The sequence below is a fragment of the Allobosea sp. LC85 genome, from assembly GCF_000735605.1.
Classification (GTDB): Bacteria; Pseudomonadota; Alphaproteobacteria; order Rhizobiales; family Beijerinckiaceae; genus Allobosea.
Genome location: NZ_JPKG01000008.1, coordinates 29,649 through 49,841 on the forward strand (window position 1 = coordinate 29,649; position 20,193 = coordinate 49,841).

General features: G+C 65.1%; 21 protein-coding genes. 9 read left to right on the top strand and 12 right to left on the bottom strand.

The genetic code is table 11. The features are described from left to right. Window positions 1-8: 8 nt before the first annotated feature. Both FG93_RS04610 and FG93_RS04615 read right to left on the bottom strand, forming a co-directional pair. Window positions 9-929, bottom strand: a complete 921-nt coding sequence (locus FG93_RS04610) for a dihydrodipicolinate synthase family protein (protein ID WP_052513374.1) — start codon at window positions 927-929, stop codon at window positions 9-11. A gap of 391 nt (window positions 930-1,320) precedes the next feature. Continuing rightward, window positions 1,321-1,674 (bottom strand): hypothetical protein, encoded by a 354-nt coding sequence (locus tag FG93_RS04615; protein ID WP_043232396.1) that lies wholly within the window; start codon window positions 1,672-1,674, stop codon window positions 1,321-1,323. A gap of 607 nt (window positions 1,675-2,281) precedes the next feature. On the opposite strand from FG93_RS04615, the gene FG93_RS04620 reads away from it, so the two are divergent. The 6 genes from FG93_RS04620 (at window position 2,282) to FG93_RS04650 (ending at window position 7,466) form a co-directional block, all read left to right on the top strand. Next, window positions 2,282-2,491, top strand: coding sequence for a cold-shock protein (locus FG93_RS04620; RefSeq protein ID WP_043232397.1), 210 nt, complete (start codon window positions 2,282-2,284; stop codon window positions 2,489-2,491). Between the two features lie 136 nt (window positions 2,492-2,627). Next, on the top strand, window positions 2,628-2,840 hold the full coding sequence (locus FG93_RS04625) for a hypothetical protein (protein WP_043232535.1): 213 nt from the start codon (window positions 2,628-2,630) through the stop codon (window positions 2,838-2,840). Beyond that, window positions 2,837-4,435, top strand: coding sequence for an alpha-amylase family glycosyl hydrolase (locus FG93_RS04630; protein WP_043232400.1), 1,599 nt, complete (start codon window positions 2,837-2,839; stop codon window positions 4,433-4,435). Before FG93_RS04625 ends, FG93_RS04630 begins: the two co-directional genes overlap by 4 nt. Window positions 4,436-4,529: 94 nt before the next feature. Next, the gene (locus FG93_RS04635) at window positions 4,530-5,471 is read left to right on the top strand and encodes a glycosyltransferase family 4 protein (protein ID WP_200878067.1); all 942 of its coding nucleotides are present in this window, start codon (window positions 4,530-4,532) and stop codon (window positions 5,469-5,471) included. 301 nt (window positions 5,472-5,772) lie between these two features. Further along, window positions 5,773-6,780 carry an SDR family NAD(P)-dependent oxidoreductase gene (locus FG93_RS04645; protein WP_052513375.1) on the top strand — a complete coding sequence of 336 codons (1,008 nt, stop codon included), beginning with the start codon at window positions 5,773-5,775 and terminating at the stop codon, window positions 6,778-6,780. A 50-nt stretch (window positions 6,781-6,830) separates the two neighbouring features. Further along, entirely contained in the window at window positions 6,831-7,466 is a 636-nt protein-coding gene (locus FG93_RS04650; protein WP_244448495.1) for an HAD family hydrolase, read from the top strand. A 246-nt stretch (window positions 7,467-7,712) separates the two neighbouring features. Here FG93_RS04650 and FG93_RS04655 read toward each other — a convergent pair whose 3' ends face one another. Further along, on the bottom strand, window positions 7,713-8,159 hold the full coding sequence (locus FG93_RS04655; protein ID WP_043232408.1) for a CBS domain-containing protein: 447 nt from the start codon (window positions 8,157-8,159) through the stop codon (window positions 7,713-7,715). 430 nt (window positions 8,160-8,589) lie between these two features. Here FG93_RS04655 and FG93_RS04660 point away from each other — a divergent pair, with 430 nt between their 5' ends. Continuing rightward, window positions 8,590-8,946, top strand: a complete 357-nt coding sequence (locus FG93_RS04660) for a hypothetical protein (protein ID WP_052513376.1) — start codon at window positions 8,590-8,592, stop codon at window positions 8,944-8,946. A 171-nt stretch (window positions 8,947-9,117) separates the two neighbouring features. Here the strand turns inward: FG93_RS04660 and FG93_RS04665 are convergent, their stop codons facing one another. After that, window positions 9,118-9,324 (bottom strand): hypothetical protein, encoded by a 207-nt coding sequence (locus FG93_RS04665; RefSeq protein ID WP_043232410.1) that lies wholly within the window; start codon window positions 9,322-9,324, stop codon window positions 9,118-9,120. A gap of 244 nt (window positions 9,325-9,568) precedes the next feature. On the opposite strand from FG93_RS04665, the gene FG93_RS33130 reads away from it, so the two are divergent. Both FG93_RS33130 and FG93_RS04675 read left to right on the top strand, forming a co-directional pair. After that, entirely contained in the window at window positions 9,569-9,892 is a 324-nt protein-coding gene (locus tag FG93_RS33130; RefSeq protein ID WP_152579305.1) for a hypothetical protein, read from the top strand. Between the two features lie 681 nt (window positions 9,893-10,573). After that, window positions 10,574-10,807: a hypothetical protein gene (locus tag FG93_RS04675; RefSeq protein WP_043232415.1), complete on the top strand. Its 234-nt coding sequence runs from the start codon at window positions 10,574-10,576 to the stop codon at window positions 10,805-10,807. A 240-nt stretch (window positions 10,808-11,047) separates the two neighbouring features. Here the strand turns inward: FG93_RS04675 and FG93_RS04680 are convergent, their stop codons facing one another. The 8 genes from FG93_RS04680 to FG93_RS04715 form a co-directional block, all read right to left on the bottom strand. Beyond that, window positions 11,048-12,154, bottom strand: a complete 1,107-nt coding sequence (locus tag FG93_RS04680) for a hypothetical protein (protein ID WP_152579306.1) — start codon at window positions 12,152-12,154, stop codon at window positions 11,048-11,050. A gap of 17 nt (window positions 12,155-12,171) precedes the next feature. Further along, window positions 12,172-13,494 carry an HlyD family type I secretion periplasmic adaptor subunit gene (locus FG93_RS04685; protein ID WP_081881305.1) on the bottom strand — a complete coding sequence of 441 codons (1,323 nt, stop codon included), beginning with the start codon at window positions 13,492-13,494 and terminating at the stop codon, window positions 12,172-12,174. Window positions 13,495-13,501: 7 nt separating this feature from the next. Continuing rightward, window positions 13,502-15,217, bottom strand: a complete 1,716-nt coding sequence (locus FG93_RS04690) for a type I secretion system permease/ATPase (protein ID WP_244448496.1) — start codon at window positions 15,215-15,217, stop codon at window positions 13,502-13,504. A gap of 83 nt (window positions 15,218-15,300) precedes the next feature. Then, window positions 15,301-15,579 carry a hypothetical protein gene (locus FG93_RS04695; protein ID WP_043232419.1) on the bottom strand — a complete coding sequence of 93 codons (279 nt, stop codon included), beginning with the start codon at window positions 15,577-15,579 and terminating at the stop codon, window positions 15,301-15,303. A gap of 196 nt (window positions 15,580-15,775) precedes the next feature. Continuing rightward, complete coding sequence (locus tag FG93_RS04700; RefSeq protein WP_200878068.1) at window positions 15,776-16,192, bottom strand: DUF2809 domain-containing protein; 417 nt, start codon at window positions 16,190-16,192, stop codon at window positions 15,776-15,778. Between the two features lie 8 nt (window positions 16,193-16,200). Continuing rightward, on the bottom strand, window positions 16,201-17,754 hold the full coding sequence (locus tag FG93_RS04705; RefSeq protein ID WP_052513395.1) for a cell wall metabolism sensor histidine kinase WalK: 1,554 nt from the start codon (window positions 17,752-17,754) through the stop codon (window positions 16,201-16,203). Window positions 17,755-17,825: 71 nt separating this feature from the next. Next, window positions 17,826-18,530, bottom strand: coding sequence for a response regulator transcription factor (locus tag FG93_RS04710; RefSeq protein ID WP_043232421.1), 705 nt, complete (start codon window positions 18,528-18,530; stop codon window positions 17,826-17,828). 13 nt (window positions 18,531-18,543) lie between these two features. Next, on the bottom strand, window positions 18,544-20,118 hold the full coding sequence (locus FG93_RS04715) for a DUF4153 domain-containing protein (protein WP_052513378.1): 1,575 nt from the start codon (window positions 20,116-20,118) through the stop codon (window positions 18,544-18,546). Window positions 20,119-20,193 lie beyond the last annotated feature (75 nt).

A 20,193-nucleotide genomic window follows, 5' to 3' on the forward strand; every position in this document is an offset into this window, starting at 1 on the left:
CCGCTCGATCAAGCAGCGGAAAGCCGATGGACCGAGCGGCCATTGATCGGCCGGGGCAAATCGTCGAGCGCGTATGTCAGGTCCTCGACGAGAGAAGACGCCGCCGCGACCAGAGGCAGCCGACAGGCAGGGCCGATGCCGGGATGCTGAAGCGACAATGCCAGTTTGATGGCGACCGGGTCTGGTTCCCGGCCGACCAGGCTCAGAATCGGAATCAAGCGGCGCTGCAGGATTTGCGCCTGCTCGAAGGAGCCGGCGCGGCATGCGTCCCTGATCCGGCCGAGCAGGCGCGGCGCAAGGTTGCCGATGCTGGTGATTGCGCCACAACCGCCCGAGGCAAGGTAGGCCGGGATGGTGTCGCCCGCACCGGTCAGGCGCATGAAATGCCGGCTGCAGCTGCGCATGATCCGGTCGCAGCGCGCGACGTCGCCGCGGCGCTCGAGGACCGCCATGATTGTCGGCGTCGCGGCCAGTTCGGCCAATGTCTCGGGCGCGAGCTCGACGGCGCAGCGGTCCGGATCATTGTCGATGATCAGCGGCAAGGGGGTTGCAGCGGCAACCGACAGGATGTGCTGGACGAGACCGGCCTGGGTCGGCTTGTTGTAGTAGGGCAGACGCAGAAGAATCGCATTGGCTCCCGCCGCGGTGGCGTTGCGGACATCTGCGATGCTCTGCGCCGTCGCATTCGACCCGGCCGCCGCGATGATCGGATAGACCGGCCCCGCTGCTGCCCGCGCCAGCCCGAGCAAGCGCATGCGCTCTTCGTCCGTCAGCGTCGCGCCTTCGGCGCTGGCGGTCCCGAGAACGATGCCGTCCGCCCCCTCCTGGATCTGCCAATCCACCAGCCGCAGGAAGGCTGGTTCGTCCAGCGTGTCGCCGCTGAAGGGTGTCACCAGTGGGGTGAACATGCCGCGAAGCCAGTGATCCATCGGAAACCTCAACACATCAGACCATCGATCGTGGCGCGGCGCTGCGGGCCCCCGCCCCCGGAACGAGGTTCTCGTTCCGGGAAGGGTGCGACCACCGACGCAGATTCGGCCGGTTTGGCGTAAGGGTTCGATACGGATCGGCATGGGTCTGGCGTAAGGGCGCCGGGTATCCGGGACCGACGGCGAACCTCACGACGGCGTGGACGCGGCAACGCCCTCCCAGCGGCTTATGGGATGCTTGTGGCGCGGCGTGCAGAAGCGCCTCGAAATCTGGTTCTCGACCTGAACCGGCCGATCGCCATCGCGCGCGCAGATCGGCATCGAAAGCGGCCCAACCGCGGACGAACGGCTGCGATCGATCCGCGATCGGCATCCAGACCCCGGAATGACCTCAGGTCTTGGTAAGCCCGAGAGCGACAGCGCAGGCTCTGGCGACATCGGAATCGGGCGACGAGCTACCCGGCATTGTCGCCCATCCCCCCTTCGCGATGAAATCGCCCTGCTGCCAGGAGCCGATCTTCTTCAGTTCGGCAAGTTGTTCGGTCGCGTTGGTCTGCTGCTGGAACCTGACCACGCAGATCGGTGAGAGAGCGGCGATCACGGCAGTGTTGGAACGCGCTGTGGCGTCGCGCTCCGACCGACCCTGCGTGACCCAGCCGCCCCAGCTGAAACCAATAATTGCAAGCGCGACGGCTCCGCCGACGGCGCCCCAGGCGGCCGGCTTCAGTTCTGCTGGAATTTTCATGAGATTTGTGTTTCCCGATCGGAAGAAAAATCTCCCGATGACCGACAGTATCACCTTTTCAGATCAGGTTATTTATTTTCATCGTACCGCCTTATTATTCTGTTTTTGGAATTTGCAATGAGGTCTCGTCGCTTCTCGGATCAGCCTGCGCTCCTCGTCAGCGAGCACGGCTGCGGGCGAACGGACCTGCGATTCACCTCGCTCGACACCGTTTGACACCTCGCCCCAGTGGCGATCGATCAACATCCGATCATCACGTCCGGTTCTCAAGTTTTCCAGGCCGCCTCATCAATTTCGGCATCATCGACGTCGATATTTCGCGGCGTAGCGAGCAATTATTCGTCGCAATGTGAATAATCCTCCTTCCAGAAATCCGAAACGACGTCAGGGAATAATTAGGGAGCGACATCATTTTTGTGAATTATTCGTCACAAGAAACTTATTGTTTACTTTTTTGACAATTCGTTTACTATCGAATTGTCGATAATTTGTTGGCTGTTTTTTCCGCGCGCCTCCGCGCGCCTGACGAACCCCCTTCGAAAATCGTGGTGAACCCATCGAGCATTCGCTCGGTAGGCGACAAGTATTGCCAGAAGGAGAGTTCGTTATGAGCACCGGCACCGTAAAATGGTTCAATTCCACCAAGGGCTTTGGCTTCATTCAGCCTGATGACGGCAGCCAGGACGTCTTCGTCCATATCTCCGCCGTCGAACGCGCTGGCATGCGCGAGATCGTCGAAGGCCAGAAACTTGGCTATGAAGCGGTTCGCGACGCCAAGTCCGGCAAAATGGCGGCCGAGCAGCTGCAAGCCGCGTAATCGAGATTCAGCCTCGCCGATAGCCACGGATGTACTGGTGTCGTTCATGAGGTTGGAAGGAAGGGCCAGGTTCAACGCCTGGCCTTTTTCGTACCCGCTGGCCGGCGACGGCCGGCACCGCCATCAGGAGCAAACCCTGTCCAGGAGCAACAGAGCCCGCGTCCAGGCTGAGGCCGCATTCCTCAAGACGCAAACCCGATCCCTGTCGCGCAACCGGATCGTCTCCGAGACCGACGCGGTCAATCAGGCGCGCGACGCCAACACCGCCAGGCTCAAGGAGCAGCGGCTGAACAAGGAGGCGCTCGACCGCGCCGCAGTTGCGACCGCTCCTGGTATCCCGCTCCCATGACCGCGCCATGGTGGCAGAGCGGCGTGATCTACCAGATCTACCCCCGCTCCTTTCAGGATGGGAATGGCGATGGCATGGGCGACCTCAGGGGTATCGGGCAGCGGCTCGACTATCTCGCCGGCCTCGGGATCGACGCGATCTGGATTTCGCCGATCTATCCCTCGCCGATGGTCGATTTCGGCTATGACGTTGCCGACTACCGCGACATCGATCCGCGCTTCGGCACGCTCGCCGATTTCGACGCTCTGCTCACCCACGCCCATGCGCGCGGGATCAGGGTCCTGCTCGATTTCGTCCCAAACCATAGCTCCGACCGGCATCCCTGGTTCGTTGAGAGTCGCTCCTCGCGCGAAAATCCGAAACGCGACTGGTATCTCTGGCGCGATGCCGCAGCCGATGGCGGCCCGCCCAATAACTGGGTGAGCGATTTCGGCGGTTCGGCCTGGGAATGGGACGAGGCCACCGGCCAGTATTATTACCACGCCTTCCTGAAGGAGCAGCCGGACCTCAACTGGCGCAACCCGGCCGTCCAGGCTGCGATGTACGACGTGATGCGTTTCTGGTTCGACCGTGGCGTGGACGGTTTCCGCATCGACGTGCTCTGGCACCTGATCAAGGCAGAAGTCTTCCCGGACAATCCGCCGAACGCCGCCTATCACCCCGCGCTCGGCGATATGCACCGCGTGCTCCAGCTCCATTCCACCGATCAGCCCGAAGTCCATGCGATCGCCGCCGAGATGCGCGCGATTGCCGACAGTTACGGCAGTGCCGGGCGGGGTGAGCGCGTGCTGATCGGCGAGATCTATCTGCCGGTCGATCGCCTGATGCACTATTACGGTCGTGAACGGCCGGAAATGCATTTGCCCTTCAACTTCCAGCTGATCGAGGCTGTGTGGGAGGCGCGCGCGCTGGCCACGCTCATCGCCACTTACGAAGCGGCCCTTCCGCCGGGCGGCTGGCCGAACTGGGTGCTCGGCAACCATGACAGGCCTCGCGTCGCCGCCAGGCATGGACAGGCTCAAGCCCGCGTCGCGGCGATGCTGCTTCTGACGCTACGGGGCACTCCGACCCTCTATTACGCTGACGAACTGGGCATGAGTGATGTCCCGATCCCGCTCGAACAGATGCGCGACCCGCGCGGTCTGCGTGAACCCGGGCTCGGCCTTGGCCGGGATCCGGTTCGTACGCCCATGTCATGGGATGGAAGCGCACATGCCGGCTTCAGCACGGTCGAGCCCTGGCTGCCGCTCAATTCCGATTGGCCGGCGCGGAATGTTGCGCGGATGATGACTGACCCTGCTTCAATTCTCTTGCTTTATCACCAGCTGCTGGCCGTCAGGCGTGCGCATCCGGCATTGGCGATCGGCGATTTCGCGCTGCTGGCCTCTGACGGCGATGTCCTCGCCTATGAGCGTCGAGAGGGTGCGCAGCGGCTGATTGTAGCGCTCAATCTCGGCGGACGGCGGCAACGCCTGCAGCTACCCAGGGAGGCAACCGGTTGCCGTTCGCTTCTTTCGACGATCGGCGCGGCGCCTCTCATCGAGAACGATGTGCTGCTGCTCCGGGCAGACGAGGGCGTCATCCTTGCCGCCTGATCCAGAACCAGGGAAGGACGCTCGCTTGCGCATCGCCATGCTGGCGCCGATCTCCTGGCGGACCCCACCCCGCCATTATGGTCCATGGGAGCTGGTGACAAGCCTCTTGACCGAGGCCCTGGTGGCACGAGGCGTCGATGTCACGCTCTTCGCCACCAAGGACAGCCGGACGTCCGGCACGCTGGCGGGACTTTGCCCGGCGCCGTATTCCGAGGACCCTGCCATCGACGCCAAGGTCTGGGAGATGCTCCACGTCGCCCATGTCTTCGAGCGCGCGAGCGAGTTCGACCTGATTCACAATCAGGCGGATTTCGTGCCGCTCGCTTTCTCGCGGCTGGTCGAGACGCCGGTCGTGACAACGATCCATGGCTTCTCATCGGACCGTATCCTGCCTGTCTTCAAGGCCTATGAGGATCGCGTCCATTATGTCGCGATCAGCGACGCCGATCGCCATCCGGACCTGCGCTATGCCGCAGTGATTCATCACGGTATCCGGCTCGAGGACTTTCCGTTCAACCCCGATGGCAGCCAGGACCTGCTCTTCTTCGGCCGCATCCACAGGGACAAGGGAGTGGCCGAGGCGATCGCGGCGGCACGTCGGGCGGATCGACGACTGGTCATTGCCGGCATCGTCCAGGACGAGGGCTACCACGCGGCGCAGGTCGTTCCCGCACTCGACGATCGCTCGGTCGTCTATCTCGGTGCGGTTGGCGGGGCGTTGCGCACGCAAACCCTGGGCTCGGCGCGCGCGCTGCTTCACCTCATCAACTTCGAGGAGCCTTTCGGATTATCCGTCGTAGAAGCGCTTGCCTGCGGCACGCCGGTCATCGCCTTCAACCGCGGCTCGATGCCGGAGCTGATCGAGCACGGCGTTACGGGCTTCCTCGTCGACAGCGTCGATGAAGCCGTCGCGGCTGTCGACCGTATCGGGGAGATCGATCGCGCAGCCTGCCGGGCGTCAATCGCCTCGCGCTTTACGGTAGAGCGCATGGCCGACCGGTACTTGAATTTGTACCGATCCCTCCTCGACCGCTAACGCAGGATGCGATCGTCTCGACTGGCGATGGGCCTGGCAACCCCATCGTCCTGATCATGAAATGGAGCGGCAGCGACATTCCGGCAGCGGTCGCCGATGTCGCCGTCGTCGCTCTCCTGAGACAAGGCCTCTAGCCGCCGCTCCGTCCGTGCCTGCGCACCTTTCCCAGGTCCCGCAACGTCGGATACAACGATCAATCCGAGCATCAGGCTGCCCCCGGCGATGACCGCTTGCCCTGGCCGAGCCGGCTCCCACCCTGCCAATGCCCGCCGCGCCGTCCAGAACCGGAGAGGAACGATCGATGGAACGCCGAGATCTGCTGAAGGCGATCGCGCTCGCCTCCTCCGCCGGCGCGGCCAGCGGGCTCTCGCTGGCCGCTGAGGCCCAGGCCCAGACGGGCAAGCGTGGCATCGGCACAAGGGATATCGCGCCGCTCAGCCCGGATTATTTCACCCCCGAACGCTTCAAGGGCAAGACGCTCATCGTCACCGGCTGCGCCCGCGGCATGGGCGCACTCGCAGCGCTTCGTGCCGCCCGCGAAGGCGCCAATGTCGTCGGCGCCGACTGGTTGGAGAAACAGGGCTCCGAGCACATGAATGCGATCGCGAAGGCGGGCGGCAACGCCGAATTTGTCTTCGGCGACATCTCCGAGACCGAGACCTGCGAGCAGATGGTGAAACTCGCGGTCGCTCGCTTCGGCCAGCTCGACTACGCCATCAACAATGCCGGCGTCATGGACGGTGTCTATTCCGGCGCCCCGTTCGAATACGAGCGGCAAAAACACCTGCTCTTCGCTCCGATCCACGAGGCAACCGACGCGTACTGGGACAATGTCATGCGCACCAATGCGACCGGCGTCTTCAAGTCGATGCGTGCCGAGCTCAGGCAGATGGTGAAGCAGAATCTCGGCGGCGCCATCGTCAATGTCGGCTCGGTCGCCGGCCTGACCGGGTTCGGCGGAACGCCGGCCTATGTCGCGAGCAAACATGCGGTGACCGGCCTCACCCGCTCGGCCGCGATCGACTATGCGGCCTATGGCATCCGCATCAACTCGGTGAACATGGCACAGACCGCGACCCCGATGGTCGAGCGCGCGCTGGAGCTCGTGACCCGGAAGATGCAGGACGCCGGCGGCGGCCCGAGCATGAGCATGCTGAAGGCCGACAGCCTGCTGCAGGCGGCCGATTCCCATAAGCGCGACGCCACTCCGGCGGAACAGGTCGCCATCATGCTCTTCCTGCTCTCGGACGAAGCCTCGAACCTGACCGGCGGCACCTACGCCACGGATGGCGGCTGGACGGCCTATTGAGTGGGCAACGGCGTGGTTCGCGGCGGCTCATCGATGTGCCGGCTCTTCTCATGAACGCGATGCCCTCCTATCCTGGTCCGATGCGCTTCAAGGCCCTGATGGTCGATGTTGACGGCGTGCTGATCGTGCATCCCGATCCAAAGGGATGGTCGGCCAATCTCGAACGTGATCTCGGTCTATCCAGAGAGACCTTGCAGGCGGAGTTCTTCACGCAGCACTGGTCGGACATCATCCATGGCCGCGCCGATCTCCATGCGCGACTTGGCCCCGCATTGGCGAAAATGGGAGCGACGGTGAGCGCGGACACCCTTGTCCGATACTGGTTCGAAAGGGATGCCCATATCGATCAGGACCTGCTGGGACAACTGGCGGAACTCCGGGAGCGCGGCCTCGTCTTGCATCTCGCGACGGTCCAAGAGCATGAGCGGGCGAGATATCTCTGGCATACGCTCGGGTTCGAGCGCCATTTTGACGCCATTCACTACGCGGCCGCCCTCGGCTGGGCGAAGCCGGCCCAGGGCTTTTTCGCCGCCATCGAGGCGCGAACGGGCTTTCAGCCTCACGAGTTGTTCTTCATCGACGATGCCCCGGCGAATGTGGAGGCCGCAATCGCGCGGGGCTGGAGCGCAGCCGTCTGGAACCGGCGAGAGCGGCTTGCCGACCTGCTGATGGAGCGGAGCGCCTAAGGCCCGCCATGGCTGGAAAGCCGCCCATGTCCTCTCGCCCCGTTCTGCCAGCCGGGCTCGACCTGCCGGCGTCAGGCGGCATTCCTGGGCAGGCTCATCCGGGCGCCTCCGGTCCAAGAGCTGGAGCTTCGCAACCCCAGCCTCTCAGTCCAGGCCCGGATGAACAACCTTCAAGGCTTCGATCTAACCCTCTGTGTTTGCGTCGGCTTTCCCGAAAACCGCAATCCAGTTTTCGGGCCGATGGATTTAGTGGGCCATGGCTGTCGAAGCGTGCCGCGATGCGTCGCGTGCAACGAGCCGCGAAACCTCGGCGAACAGCTCCTTCGGCGCTCTCAGCGCCAGATCCGACAGCGAGAGGATACCGGTCATCCGTTTCTCCCGGTTCATCACCGGCATGTGATGGATCTGCTTGTCCGCCATGCGTTGCGTCGCATCCCTGAGGTCATCATCGTCGAAGCACCAGGTGATGCCCTCCGTCATGACCTTTCTCGCCTTAGTCGTGTTGGGATCGGCCCCCTCGGCGCAGCCACGGCAGGCAAGGTCCCTGTCCGTGATCATTCCGATGACACGATCATTTTCTCCCACCGGGAGGCACCCGATGTCCGCGTCGCGCATCTTGCGCGCGACCTCGGTCAGCGAGATGTCCGGAGAGATCCATTCCGCATGTGCGGTCATAGCGTCACGAACGAGCATGGCTACCTCCTGCTCTGAGCGGCTTTAGATCTGAGGCATGTCGCTCGCTGAAGGGATTGCCTGGTGGTCTCCATGTTGCGCCGTAATGCGCTGCGACCAGCCGAGCGCGCGATCCGCAAAACGGCCCTGCGCGCCGAAAGCGTGGTCCGGGGAAGGACTTTGGCGATGGTCCGCCCCAGAGAGCGGCATGCCCGTGGATGATAACGGATCATGGCGGGGTGGGCCAGCACGCTGTGCTGGCCGCCAGGCTATTTGGCGCAGACAGGGCCGGCTGCAGGGCCGGAGACGCGGTGCTGCAAAGCCGGTACGCGCGCAACTGGCGATCATCCCACACCTCGCGAGGACGCGCGGATTTGCGCTCAGCATCCGCGCGCCGCTCCTCCTCCTGCGCTATGATGCGGACGATTGGTCCGGCCAGCAGGAGCGGAGCATGATCCACGCGGCGTGCCATACGGCCGATGAGGCGATGCGGGTCGAGTTCGATGCAACCCCCTGGTTCGAGCAGGCCGATCCGGCCGCCATTGCGCGTCTCGCCAAACGGGGCTGGTCGGCGCCCTGGGTCGCTGACGCCCTCGAGCACCGGACCGGATATGAAGCGCTCCGCGACCTGATCCGTTACGCGCGGGACCGGCTGGAGATCGAGTCGAGGGAGGACCCATCCTGGCCGACCTTCGAGTGCCGTGTCGATGGCGCCGAGGCGACCGCATGGCTCGAGCGACATCGATCCGATATCGCGGCGGAGATGCGCCGCGCCGCCTCCCGCGGCCGGGACGAGGTCGCCGGTTGATCGCGCGTGCGCCCTGTCGCGACCGAGTTCACCAGGACGACGTCCGGGTTCCGACATCTTAGGTTGCCGGCGGGGCGCCAGGATTGGCCATGGTCTCGGCAGTTTACAGATGGGAGGCGGGCTTAATGGGCCAGTCAAGTCCCCTCGTCTGCACCAGCTTTGAGCGCAAATTCATCGTTCGGGTTTGCTGGAGACACTCTGTTTGAGATCCTTTAGCGCACCGAGCGCCAAATCTTCCAATAGTTGAGCGTCCGAATCCAGCAGGTCAAGCTCAACTTCTATCGCGTCGATGCTCTCCGCTCTTAACTTGTCGACTCTGTCGTGAATAAGCTTCGCGACCTGAAGGACGTGTTCAGGCAGGGTTTCGAATCTTTTCATTTCTAATATCCGCTGAGCATCTTGGATTTGCCCCGGGGAGCATTGCGCCGACGGCGATGGGATAGCATGGCAGAATTTGGCATTGCGGCGAACTCGCCGCGGTGCCCGATCATCCTCGACGGCCGTGAGGGCAGTCGGCGAAACCTGGGCTGGCTTCGAGACGGCATGCGCCCGAAGGGAACAATACCAGGGGCTTAGGTGTTGCCAAACAACGGCTCTCTGCCGGATCGCAGGAGGAGCAATGATGATAAAACGCACCTTCATCGCCCTTGCGCTCGGTGGCGTGGTGGCTGCCGGAGCAAGCATGATGCCACAGGCGGCAGTGGCGCAGAACGACCTTGCCCCTGCCCTGGCGGGCGCGCTCGACAGGGTTGACGCCGAATATACCAGGCACAATCGCGAGCACCGGATGGCGGAAATCCAGTGGAACGTCGATCGGCAACGCTATTATGGGCGGCGGGGTTATGGGCCGCCTCGCGGATACGGATATGGGTACGGACACGGTTACGGCCCGCCGCGCGGATATGGATATGGCTATCGGCGGCACTATGACGATTGGGATGACTGATCCTGTCGCCTGACGAGGCGAAGCGGGGCCGGGAGATCGCCGGCCCCCGTCGGCTGCTCTCAGCCGCTGCTGCCCGCCTTTACCTCGGACGCAGTCGCCGATTGGCTCCCTGTGGCGCGATCGAGACACTGAGCCATCTCCGAGGTGCCCCATTTGTGCTTGGAACACTGCTCCGTCCCCTGTGTCAGGTCGCGGGCGATGCCTCGCGGCTGCTGGGAACCGCTGCAACCCAGCAGTGAAAGAGCGACGAGAGCGAGCATCATTGATCGCATGTGGTTCCTCCTTTGAACGCGCGAGAGCGGATCATGCCGGTTGGGCAAGAATGTGAGGTTCGTTCGGAGCCGGCAAATCGGTGTTTTCGTGAGCACCTGCGGACTCTGCGCGGCAGTGTTGCTACCGGTTTGGATGCCGCGCTGCGTTATCAAGGCTTTGACGCCATGTCCGCTTGCCAAGAAATGGTCAGATTTCCCTGATTTTATCGTTAATGAAGCAATAATCTCACTTAAAATGAGATTATATTCAAAATTGTTAAAACGATATAACTTGTAATCACGGAACGATCGTATGAATTTGGTTGAATACGATAAAGACCTCGAAATCTTGAAAATTCATCGAATTGACGACATCAAAGCGAGACCCAACAGGTTTTCTTCAGCTCGCCTGGGTATTGCGGGGTGAGCTGTGCCGGAACAGGTCCAGCTCAGGAAGGCGGTCGTCGCCTGGACGGATGAGGCCGGTCCCGTCACCATCAAGACGGTTCAGGACGCGTTGCGCTGGATCGAGAAACATGTCGCCGACGATCCGAAATGGGCTCGTACGCGGGTAGCCCTCCAGGAGGCGCAGGTGGTCGGCTCCCTCCGCAAGGTGCGTGCCGCAACCCGAGCCTTCGAAGAGGCGATCGGGCGCTACCCATGACGGCGCTCGATCACGCTGCGTTTGGACGAAATCGTCCAAACGCAGCGTGATCGACACTCATCGTTTAGAGCATGCTTGATGCGAAAAACCGTTGCCACTTTTTCGCAGCATGCTCTCGTGCGAGGAGGCCCGCGGAGAGCTCGCGCCATCTCGGCTTCTGGGCGGGCTCGGAGGGACGGGGCTGCTGCCTTTTGCGAACGAGACCTTTGTCAACGGGACCTGTGTCAAACGAGACCTGTGTCAAATGAAGCCGTGCAGGAGGTGGGTGGCCGGCCCCAGGGCCCCGTCCTGCAGGCTGTGCGTGTCGACATAGGATTGGCCGGCGAAGCCGATCGAGATCGCGCCGATGTTGCCGGCAAGGTGGCTCACCGCGAAGGCGCCGCCATCCCCGGTTGCGGTAAGCTCCGGCGCATGAGGGACAGGGGCCTGAGCCGGTTCGGCATAGTCGAAGAGACGGCTGAGGAGTGGCGGCGTGACATGGTCCACCTCGGCACCGAGCAGGCTCGGCGGGACGCCGACGGCAGCGATGACATGATCGACCGTGCTGGAAACCTCGGCCAGCATGTGGGTCGGCACGCTTGCGACCGCCGCCAGCGGCGGCATCTCCGATAGGGGCTCGTTGAATATGCTGGTCAGATCTGTGGCGATGCGGGTCGCGGCACCCGCGATCTCCTGGGCCAGAGCTTCGCCGAAATGGTCGAGCCTCAGCATACCGCCGCTTTCGGCGAACTGGCCGAGCTGGACCGCGATCTGACCGATTGCGCCGGTCATCTCGTGGGCGATGCGGCCGGCAAGATCGAAGGATGTCGAGCCTTCGCTCTGGCCGGGTAGCCCGACCGTGGCGGGCTGGGCGATCGGCTCGACCAGCTCCGTCGAAACAAATCGGGTCGCCGTGGCGGCCGGCTCCGCTGCAGTCATCAGCATGGCGGGGTGGTTTGCCAGTGAGGCCGTATCGGTGTGATCGGAGCCATGCGACGGTGACAGGTGCGACGGCGACAGGACTGCGTCGGAGGCCGCTCCAGCGTCCTGACCCGGATCGAGCGCAATCGGTCCACCGGTCGTCAAGCCATGGTGACCGGCGGAGGTCGCGTCCTTCGCCGGCGGCTCAGGGGAAACGATCGGAGCAGCTTGGCGCGGAGCCGCTTCCGCCAAACGTTCCTCGATGACGCTGGCGACGGCGCCCGCGACCAGGCCGATGGCGAGCATGCTGCCGAATGGTGGATCGGCTTGGGCCTGTGATTGGGCCTGTGATTGGGCCTGGGCTTGGGCCTGCACCTGTGCTGCGCGCGGAGCCGGGCGGCCGGGCGCAGCCGTTGGTTCCGAAGCGAGCCGTTGTCGTTGCGCCATCGAGCTGTCCTCCCTCATTATTTCTCTCGGAACGAGCCGGTGATCTCGTCGAGCAATGGGCCGGCGAGATATTGAATCAGGGTACGCGCCTGGGTGGTCACCACCACCTCAGCCGCCATGCCGGACCTCAGTTCGAGGGAGGACCTCCTGACGTCCTCGGCGTTCAGCCGGACCTTGATCGGGTAATAGGCCTGACCCGAGCGCTCATCGACGCTCCGATCCGCCGAGACCATGGTCACCTCGCCGCGCAGCTGCGGCCGTTCGTTGCGGTTGACGCTGACCAGCCGGACATCGGCGCCCCGTCCCGGCGCGACGTCGCTGACGTCGGTGACCCGGACCCTGGCATCGACGACCAACGGATTGTCGGAGGGGACCACATCCATCAGCCGCGCACCGGCTTGGACCACGCCACCCTCGGTGAAAACGGTGAGTCCGACCACGGCGCCGGTCGCAGGCGCCGTCACCCGGGTTCGTTCGAGCATGTCAGCGGCTGCCGCGATCTTCGGGGCCAGCGTCGCAAGCTTGGCCTGCACCTGCCTGAGCTGTTCGGTCACTTCGGCCACATGGCCGCGCTCCTGCTTGGCCAGCTCGAGCTCCGCTTCCCCCGCCGCTTCTTCGGCACGTGCGAGCTCGGCGAGCTTCTGGCCGCGCTCGGTATCGAGCGCGGCCAGGTTTCGCTCCAGGTTCAGCACGCGGGTCCGCGGCGTATAGCCGGACGCCAGCAGCTGGCGTGCGCCGGTCGCCTCTTCGTCCAGAAAGCCGCGCTGGCGCGTGAGCCCGTCAATCTGCGCTCGTAGGCCGGATTTCACCTCGCCGAGCTGGGCGAGGCGCTGGCGAAGGATATCGGTCGCGGTGGCGTATTGGCGAGCGCGCGCCGCCATCAGGGCGCTTTCATTCGCCATGGCCTGGGCCACCTCCGGCTCGGACCTGCGCGCTGCAAGGCTGGCGAAGTCCGGCTCGGCGCGGCGGTCACGTTCGGCGATCAGCCGGGATTCCTCGGCGAGCCACTGGTCACGCTCGCCATTGAGCACATCGAGACGGGCGCGCGGGTCGGCGTCCGAGAGTTCGATCAGCACCTGGCCCTTGGTGACCTGGTCGCCGTTGCGCACGCGCAGGCGCTGCACGACCCCGCCAAAAGGGTGCTGAACCGATTGTCGCTCGCCCTCCACCTGCAAGATGCCAGGCGCGATCGCGGCGCCCGATAGCGGAGCGACCGCACCCCAGAGCGTCAGCGTGCCGACAAAGCCGGCCAGCACCAGGAGGCCAAGCCGCTCCGGGGTTTGAACATTCGCATAGAGGCCGCGCCGGAACGCCGTGAGATCGAGGGTCGTCATCGTCATGACCGCCTCACGTGACCGTGGCGCTGTCGCGCGCCGGCAGCATGGTGGCCTTGATATGCGCGTAGACGTCCGCCGGAGGTCCAAGCTTTTCCATCCGGCCGCCACGCACGAACATCAGTGCGTCGACCACGTCGAGCACGGTGTTGCGGTGTGTGACCACCACGATGGTCGTGCCCGCGGCCTTCAAGGCCAGGAGGACATTGCGCAGAGCCTCTTCGCCCTGGCTGTCGAGATTGGCGTTGGGCTCGTCCAGGACCAGCAGCGAGGGGCGGCCAATCAGTGCGCGTGCGAGGCCCAGGCGTTGGCGCTGGCCGCCTGAGAGGCCGACGCCGCCCGGACCGAGCAGCGTGTCATACTGGTCCGGCAGATCCAGCACCATCTCGTGGATACCGGTCATCCTGGCCGCCTCGACGATGTCGTCGATCGAGGCGTCGCCGAAGCGGGCGATGTTCTCGCGCACCGTGCCGGTGAACAAGCCGACATCCTGCGGCAGATAGCCGATGCGCCGTCCGAGCTCGCTGCGCTCCCACTGGCTATAGTCGAGGCCGCCGAAGCGGATCGCGCCATCGGATGGGGCGATCGCGCCGACCAGAAGCCGGGCGAGCGTGCTCTTGCCCGAGCCGCTCGGCCCCACCAGGCCGACAGCCTGGCCTGCCTGCACGGTGAAACTCATGAGCTTGATGATGGGATCGCGACGCGAGGGGACCGAAAAGGCAATGTCGCTGACGCTGAGCGCGTGCCCGGCCGGCGGCACCACGGTGCGGTGTTCCACCGCCGGCACCTCGGCCAGGAGCGTGCGCACGCTGAGATAGCCCTCGCGGGCCTCGTTGAATTGGCGCCAGGTGGCAACCGCCTGCTCGACCGGAACGAGGGCCCGACCCATGACAATGCTGGCCGCGAAGATGGTCGCCGGCATGATCTGGTGATCGATGGCGAGCCAGGCGCCGACGCCCAGCATCAGGGCCTGCAGGAGCAGCCGGGCAAAGCGGATGGTTGACGCCACCAGCGCGTTGCGGTCGCTCGCCTTGGCCTGCTCGCTCATCATGCTGTCGCGGCTTGCCGACCAGTTGCGCTCGATCGCCGGCTGCATGCCCATCGCCACCACCACGTCGGAATGGCGCAGGATGTTCTCGGTGAACACGAAGGAGCGCGTTCCGGCGGCTTCCGACAGCCGAAGCGAGCCACGGGTGATACGCTCATTGAGGAGCGCGAGCCCGAGAAGGCCGGCGGCGCCCAGCGTTGCGAGAGCGCCGAGCCAGGGATGAATGAAGAAGAGAAGCAGCAGGTAGAGCGGGATCCACGGCAGGTCGAAGGCGAAGTAGACGCCGGGGCCGGTGATGAAGGTGCGGAACTGGTCGAGCTCACGCAGGGGCTGCGAGCCGCGCGAGTGCCCCTGACGCGCCGAGCGCACCACCAGGGCTTCGAACACGCGGCCCGAGAGCATGGCGTCGAGCCTGACGCCACAGCGGATCAGGATCTGCGAGCGCAGGACGTCGAGCGCACCCATGGTCGCAAGCGAGATGGTCAGGATCAGCGTCAGCATGGCCAGCGTCGTGACGTTCTCGCTGACCAGGACGCGGTTGTAGACCTGCATCAAATAGAGCGGCGAGCTGAGATAGAGCAGGTTGATGACGCTCGAAAACAGCCCGGCGAACATGAAATGACGCCACTGCGAGATCAGCGCGTCGCGCAATTCATCGCGAGACGGCACATTCGGAGACATCAATGCGCGGATCCGAGGATTGAAAAGAATGGCGGCACGAGGGGCGGAGCCCGAAGGCCCCGCCCCAATGTCTCAGTGACGCCTCAGAGGAGGCCGCCGAGCAAGCCGCCGCCCCCCTGGGTGTCGGTCGTCGAAGCGCCGATGCCGTCATTCGACAGGCCGACGCCCACCAGGGTCGGAGCCGACAGGCCGAGGCCGAGGTCGCCAATGCCGGTGAAGCCGGCACCGCTATCGCCCGCATCCACCTGCAACACGTCGGAGAGGTTGAGCCCCAGTTCCGGGTTCGTCGCCACTGCCGCGCTGGCCTGCGTGCTACCGGTATCGACAGCGGTGTCGCCGAGCAGAGTGTTGAGAATCGACATGTATGCCTGTCCTTTCAGTAACGTCAGGAGTGTCGGCTGGGTCGCAGCCGACCCGAAAACGGTAGCGTGGGTGTCCCCGAAATTTTCTGGCTTTTTGGGGGCAATGTTGGGATTGCAGAGGCAATTCGGTGATTGCCGTGGCGCCCGTTCGGCCATGGTGCGGCGGTCGCGGGTAACCTGACGGCACCGGTGCGAATCAGGCACCGCGTCCGCTGAAGCGGTCGGTCGCCCAGCCGAGCGCGATGCCGGCGCCATAGGCCGCCAGGTTCCAGAGCGAGAAGACACGCCCGAGCAGCAGCGCGCCTGGCGTCGTCAGCCTGAAGGCGTCGAGCCAGGGCGTGTGATGGAGGCGGCTCAGCTCAACGCAAAGCGCGATCAGCGCGGCGAGGATTGCAAGCCAGGACGCAGGCTGCCGCAGGGCGATGACGGCCAGCAATAGGTAGACCATCGTCCCCCAGAGAAGGGAGCCGCCATATTTCACGATGCCGAACGGCAGGCTCAAGCCCATCCCGAAACGGCGCAGGAGCAACCCCGAGGCAATCGTCGCGAGGCAAAGGGCGATCATCATCCCGCGCGAGCGCAGGCTCGCCTCAGGCAGGCTCGTCTCAGACATGGCCCGTCTCAGGCATGGGTTTCCGCCTCGGGCGCCCGCTGCAATGTCAGGGCGAAGGCGGTGCCGGGCTCGTCGTCGAGAAGCCCGATCGCGCCGCCATGGGCGTTGAGCATGGAGCGGACGATGGACAGCCCCATGCCGGTTCCCCCGCTGTCGCGGCGCGTGGTGAAGAAGCTGTCAAAAATCCGCGCCCGGTTGTTCGGGGAGACGCCGCTGCCGTTGTCGCGAACGGTGACGCGAAGCCGATCTCCCTCCGTGACCGCGGCGATATCAAGCTCGGTTGCGTCGTGGCGCAGCGCATTGTCGGTGAGATGGGCGAGGATGATCTGAAGGTTTTCGGCCGAGATGCGGATGGCACTGTCGAGATAGCCCCCAGTGCGGATCTCGATGCCGGCAAAATCCCGCCGCAGTCCGGCGATCGCCGGAGACAGGCTGGTCGTGCCGCCGGTCGGCGTGCTTTCGGCGCGCGCGAGTTCGCGCAGGCGGTTGGTGATCGCGGTCAGGCGATGGGTGTCGGCGATGATGTTGCCGAGGAAGTGGCGGCGCTTCTCCTCGCTCATCACCGGGCCGTCGCCGTCGCCATCGTCGCGCAGCAGCTCGGCGGCGCCCTCGATCGAGGTCAACGGCGATTTCAGCTCGTGCGAGACATGGGCCGCGAAGGTCGCGATGAAATCGGAGCGGGTGTTCAGGCTGCCGGCCATCTCGAGGAAGCTCTGCGACAGGCGCGCGAACTCGGCCGTGCCGTGGTTTTTCAGCGGCCGCATGGCGCTGCGGTCGCCATGGCCGATGGCCATCGTCCGCGCGATCAGCTCATGCACCGGGCGGGTGATGGTCCGGTGAAAGGCAAGGCCGATCAGCAGGGTCAGCGCGGCGACGGACAGGCCTGCCAGCACGATTTTTCCGCGCTCCTCATAGAGATGACGGAAGACGTTGCTCGGCGTGCGCGAGGCGTAGAGCACGCCGGCGACCCGATCCCGCAGGATGATCGGCGTCGCCGTGAAGATGCGGATGCTGGTACCGCGGCTGAGCGAATAGAGCGGCGGCGGCGCCTGGCTCGAGACGCGCTGCCGCAGGGTCGCGGCGAACCCTCCCTGCAGCGCTTTTGCGACCTCCTCGACATGGGCGAGCGACAGGCCGATCTCCTCGCGCCCGGCGATCACCACACCCTGGGGATCGAGCAGCCGGAAGCCGGCCAGAGTGATCGCCTGCGTTTCCAGCAGCAGGGGCGAAAGCCGCTCGCCGGCGGCCCGGAAGGCAGCGCTGGCGGGCTGGGACGCGGCCCGCGCCTCCGGCCGGCGGCCAAGCAGGCTGTCGCGCGTCAGGTCGAGACTGGGCAGGATCCGCCTGAACGGCTCGTCCGGAAGCGATGTTGGCGTTGCCGGAACTTCCGCCCCCAGCGCAGCGTCGGCCGGCAGGTTGTTCTCGAAGTCGCGCCGGATGGCAGCGGTCAGCGCCACGCTCTGGGCGATCAGCTCGGCCTCGGTCTGGTGGACGAGCTGGTTCTCGTAGATCCGGAAGAAGAACAGCCCGACGAAAGGCAGGGCCAGCACCGCGCTCAGCATCAGGAAGACGATGAGGCTGAGATTGGGCCGCCATTTCGCGGCGACCCGGACCGCGGAAGAGCCGAGCGCCGTCAATTCCCGGCCTCGCAACGCCCAAGCCGAAATCCGACGCCGTGCACGGTGTCGATGGCGCTGCCGCAGCCCGAGGCCGCGAGCTTGGCGCGGATGTTGCGGATATGGCTGTCGATCGTCCTGTCGGCGACATGGATCGCGCCGCCATAGGCGCTTTCCAGGATCTGCTCGCGGCTGAAGACCTGGCGGGGGCGGGCCGCAAAAGTCTTCAGGATCGCGAACTCGATCCCCGTCAGCGGCAGCGCCCTGCCCGCGAAGCTTGCGAGATGCGACTCAGGCTCAAGCCGCAACGCCCCCCAGGAGAGCGGCTCCACCGATGCCGCCCCGGCCGATCGGCCGGAGCGCGTGCGCCGCAGGATGACGGTGACGCGCGCCACCAGTTCGCGCGGGCTGAACGGCTTGGTGACATAGTCGTCGCCGCCGATCTCGAGGCCGAGCACCCGGTCGATCTCCTCGTCCCGCGCCGAGAGGAAGAGGATCGGTGCGTCCGACGACCTGCGGAGCCGGCGGCAGACCTCGAGCCCGTCCATCTCGGGCATGCCGATGTCGAGAATGACGAGATCGGCCGGCTGCCGCCGAAAACTCTCCAGCGCCTGCACGCCATCCCTGGCGATGGTCGTGGCCATGCCGGCCTTTTCAAGTGCGAAACAGATGACCTCGCGGATATGACTGTCGTCATCGACCACAAGAATGCGGGGCGCCATCGTCACGTGCCTGTCACTGGCCGGCTGCGGCCGGGCTGCTCGTGCCCCCGAACGGGGCGGTGGGAGTGTTAGCCAAGTAACGCGACAGGCGCCACGCGCGAAAGCCCCAGGCCCGCCAATCCGCCTGTTCCCTTTGGTGCCGATCGGCCATGTACTCACGGTTGCCCGGCAGCCTGTTGGGGTTCCAGGACCAGGTCGAATTGGGAACCGTGCGGCCGACGGCGGCAATGCGCGGCGTGTAGCGATCGAAGGCCGGGATCGCCTGCGGTCCGAGCGATGTCAGATAGGCGGCGTCGAGACGCGAGCCGGTTCCGCGCAGTTCCTGGGAATGGCGAAAATTGTAGTTGGCGATCACCGCCGGCGCGTTGACGAAGCAGAAGGCGTAGAGCGCCAGCGCCAGCGCGGCAGCATTGGCCGAGACGAGCCAGTTGACCGATTTCCGCCCGACGATCTGGACGATGATCAGCACCAGGCCGAGCGCGACAAGCAGCATCCAGATGAAGGCGACGAGCCGGAGAGAGGTCAGCGAATAGGCTTCGACATAGAGATCAAGCCGCAGCAGCGACGAGATCATCAGCATGATGTTCTGGCCGACCCAGACGAGGACCAGCGGCCGGACCAGGCGATGGCGCTCGGAGGCGCCGGCCGGCCGCATCGCGACCATGACGAAGAGCGCCGCCAGCAGCGCCGTGACGACGAGCGGATAGGCGCCACGATGGGCATAAGCGGCATAGCTCATGCCGTCCGGCAGCGCGACGCCGCCCCAGAGATAGGCGATGTCGAGCAGGGTCTGCAGTGCGAAGAGCGCGTTGAACAGGACGAGCGAACGCAGGATCGCCGTGTCGCCGAACAGCCCGTGGCGATCGGCCGTGAAGGTCGTCGCCGCCACTTCCGGGATCGCCTTCGCCGCGCGCTGGCGGGCGAGCCGGACATGCAGCATCGGCCAGACCAGGCAGAGCATCATCAGCCAGAACGCGGCCCGCCAGGGCGAAGCCAGGTCGAGCAATAGCCAGAGGTCGATGCGGTTCAGCCAGATCTCGACGAGCGGATTGGCGGAGGCGAACAGGGTCGCGAAGACGCCGAGGAGGACCAACGGGACGACCCAACCGATGAGCCAGGCGCTGCCGGAGGACGCGCGCGGCCGTCGTGCCGAGAGGCGGCCGACACGGCCGATATCCCGGATCAGCCTGCCGGCGCCGGCCAGCAGCATCGGCCGCGCCTGCCGGAGCAGTTCCTGCCAGCGCGCCTGCTGCTGCTGGCTGAGAATGACGGCAAACGCCGCCGTGCAGAAGATGGCGACGAAGGAGGACAGCAGGCTGACCTCCTCGGCGATGGCGAAGAGCCCCGCCCCCAGCACCAGCAGCGCCAGGGTGCGCCTGCCGGCGCTGGCGCGGACCGGGTTCGCCCAGAGCGAGGCGATGGCGAGGGCCGCGAGGAAATAGGCCAGCGAGATGCCGAGCCTATGGCCGTAGAACAGGAGATCGGCCAGCAGCACCAGGCCGGCGGCGAGCCCGAGCCGGGTCGTCAGCCAGCGCGTCGCGCGGGTAGCGGACGGCGATGCCGTCAGCTCGGCTGATGGGGAGGGCATGGGCACTGTAGGCACTGCTGAACGGGAGGACATGGGCATGGGGCTTCGCTGATCGAGGATTCGGGCGCGCGGGGG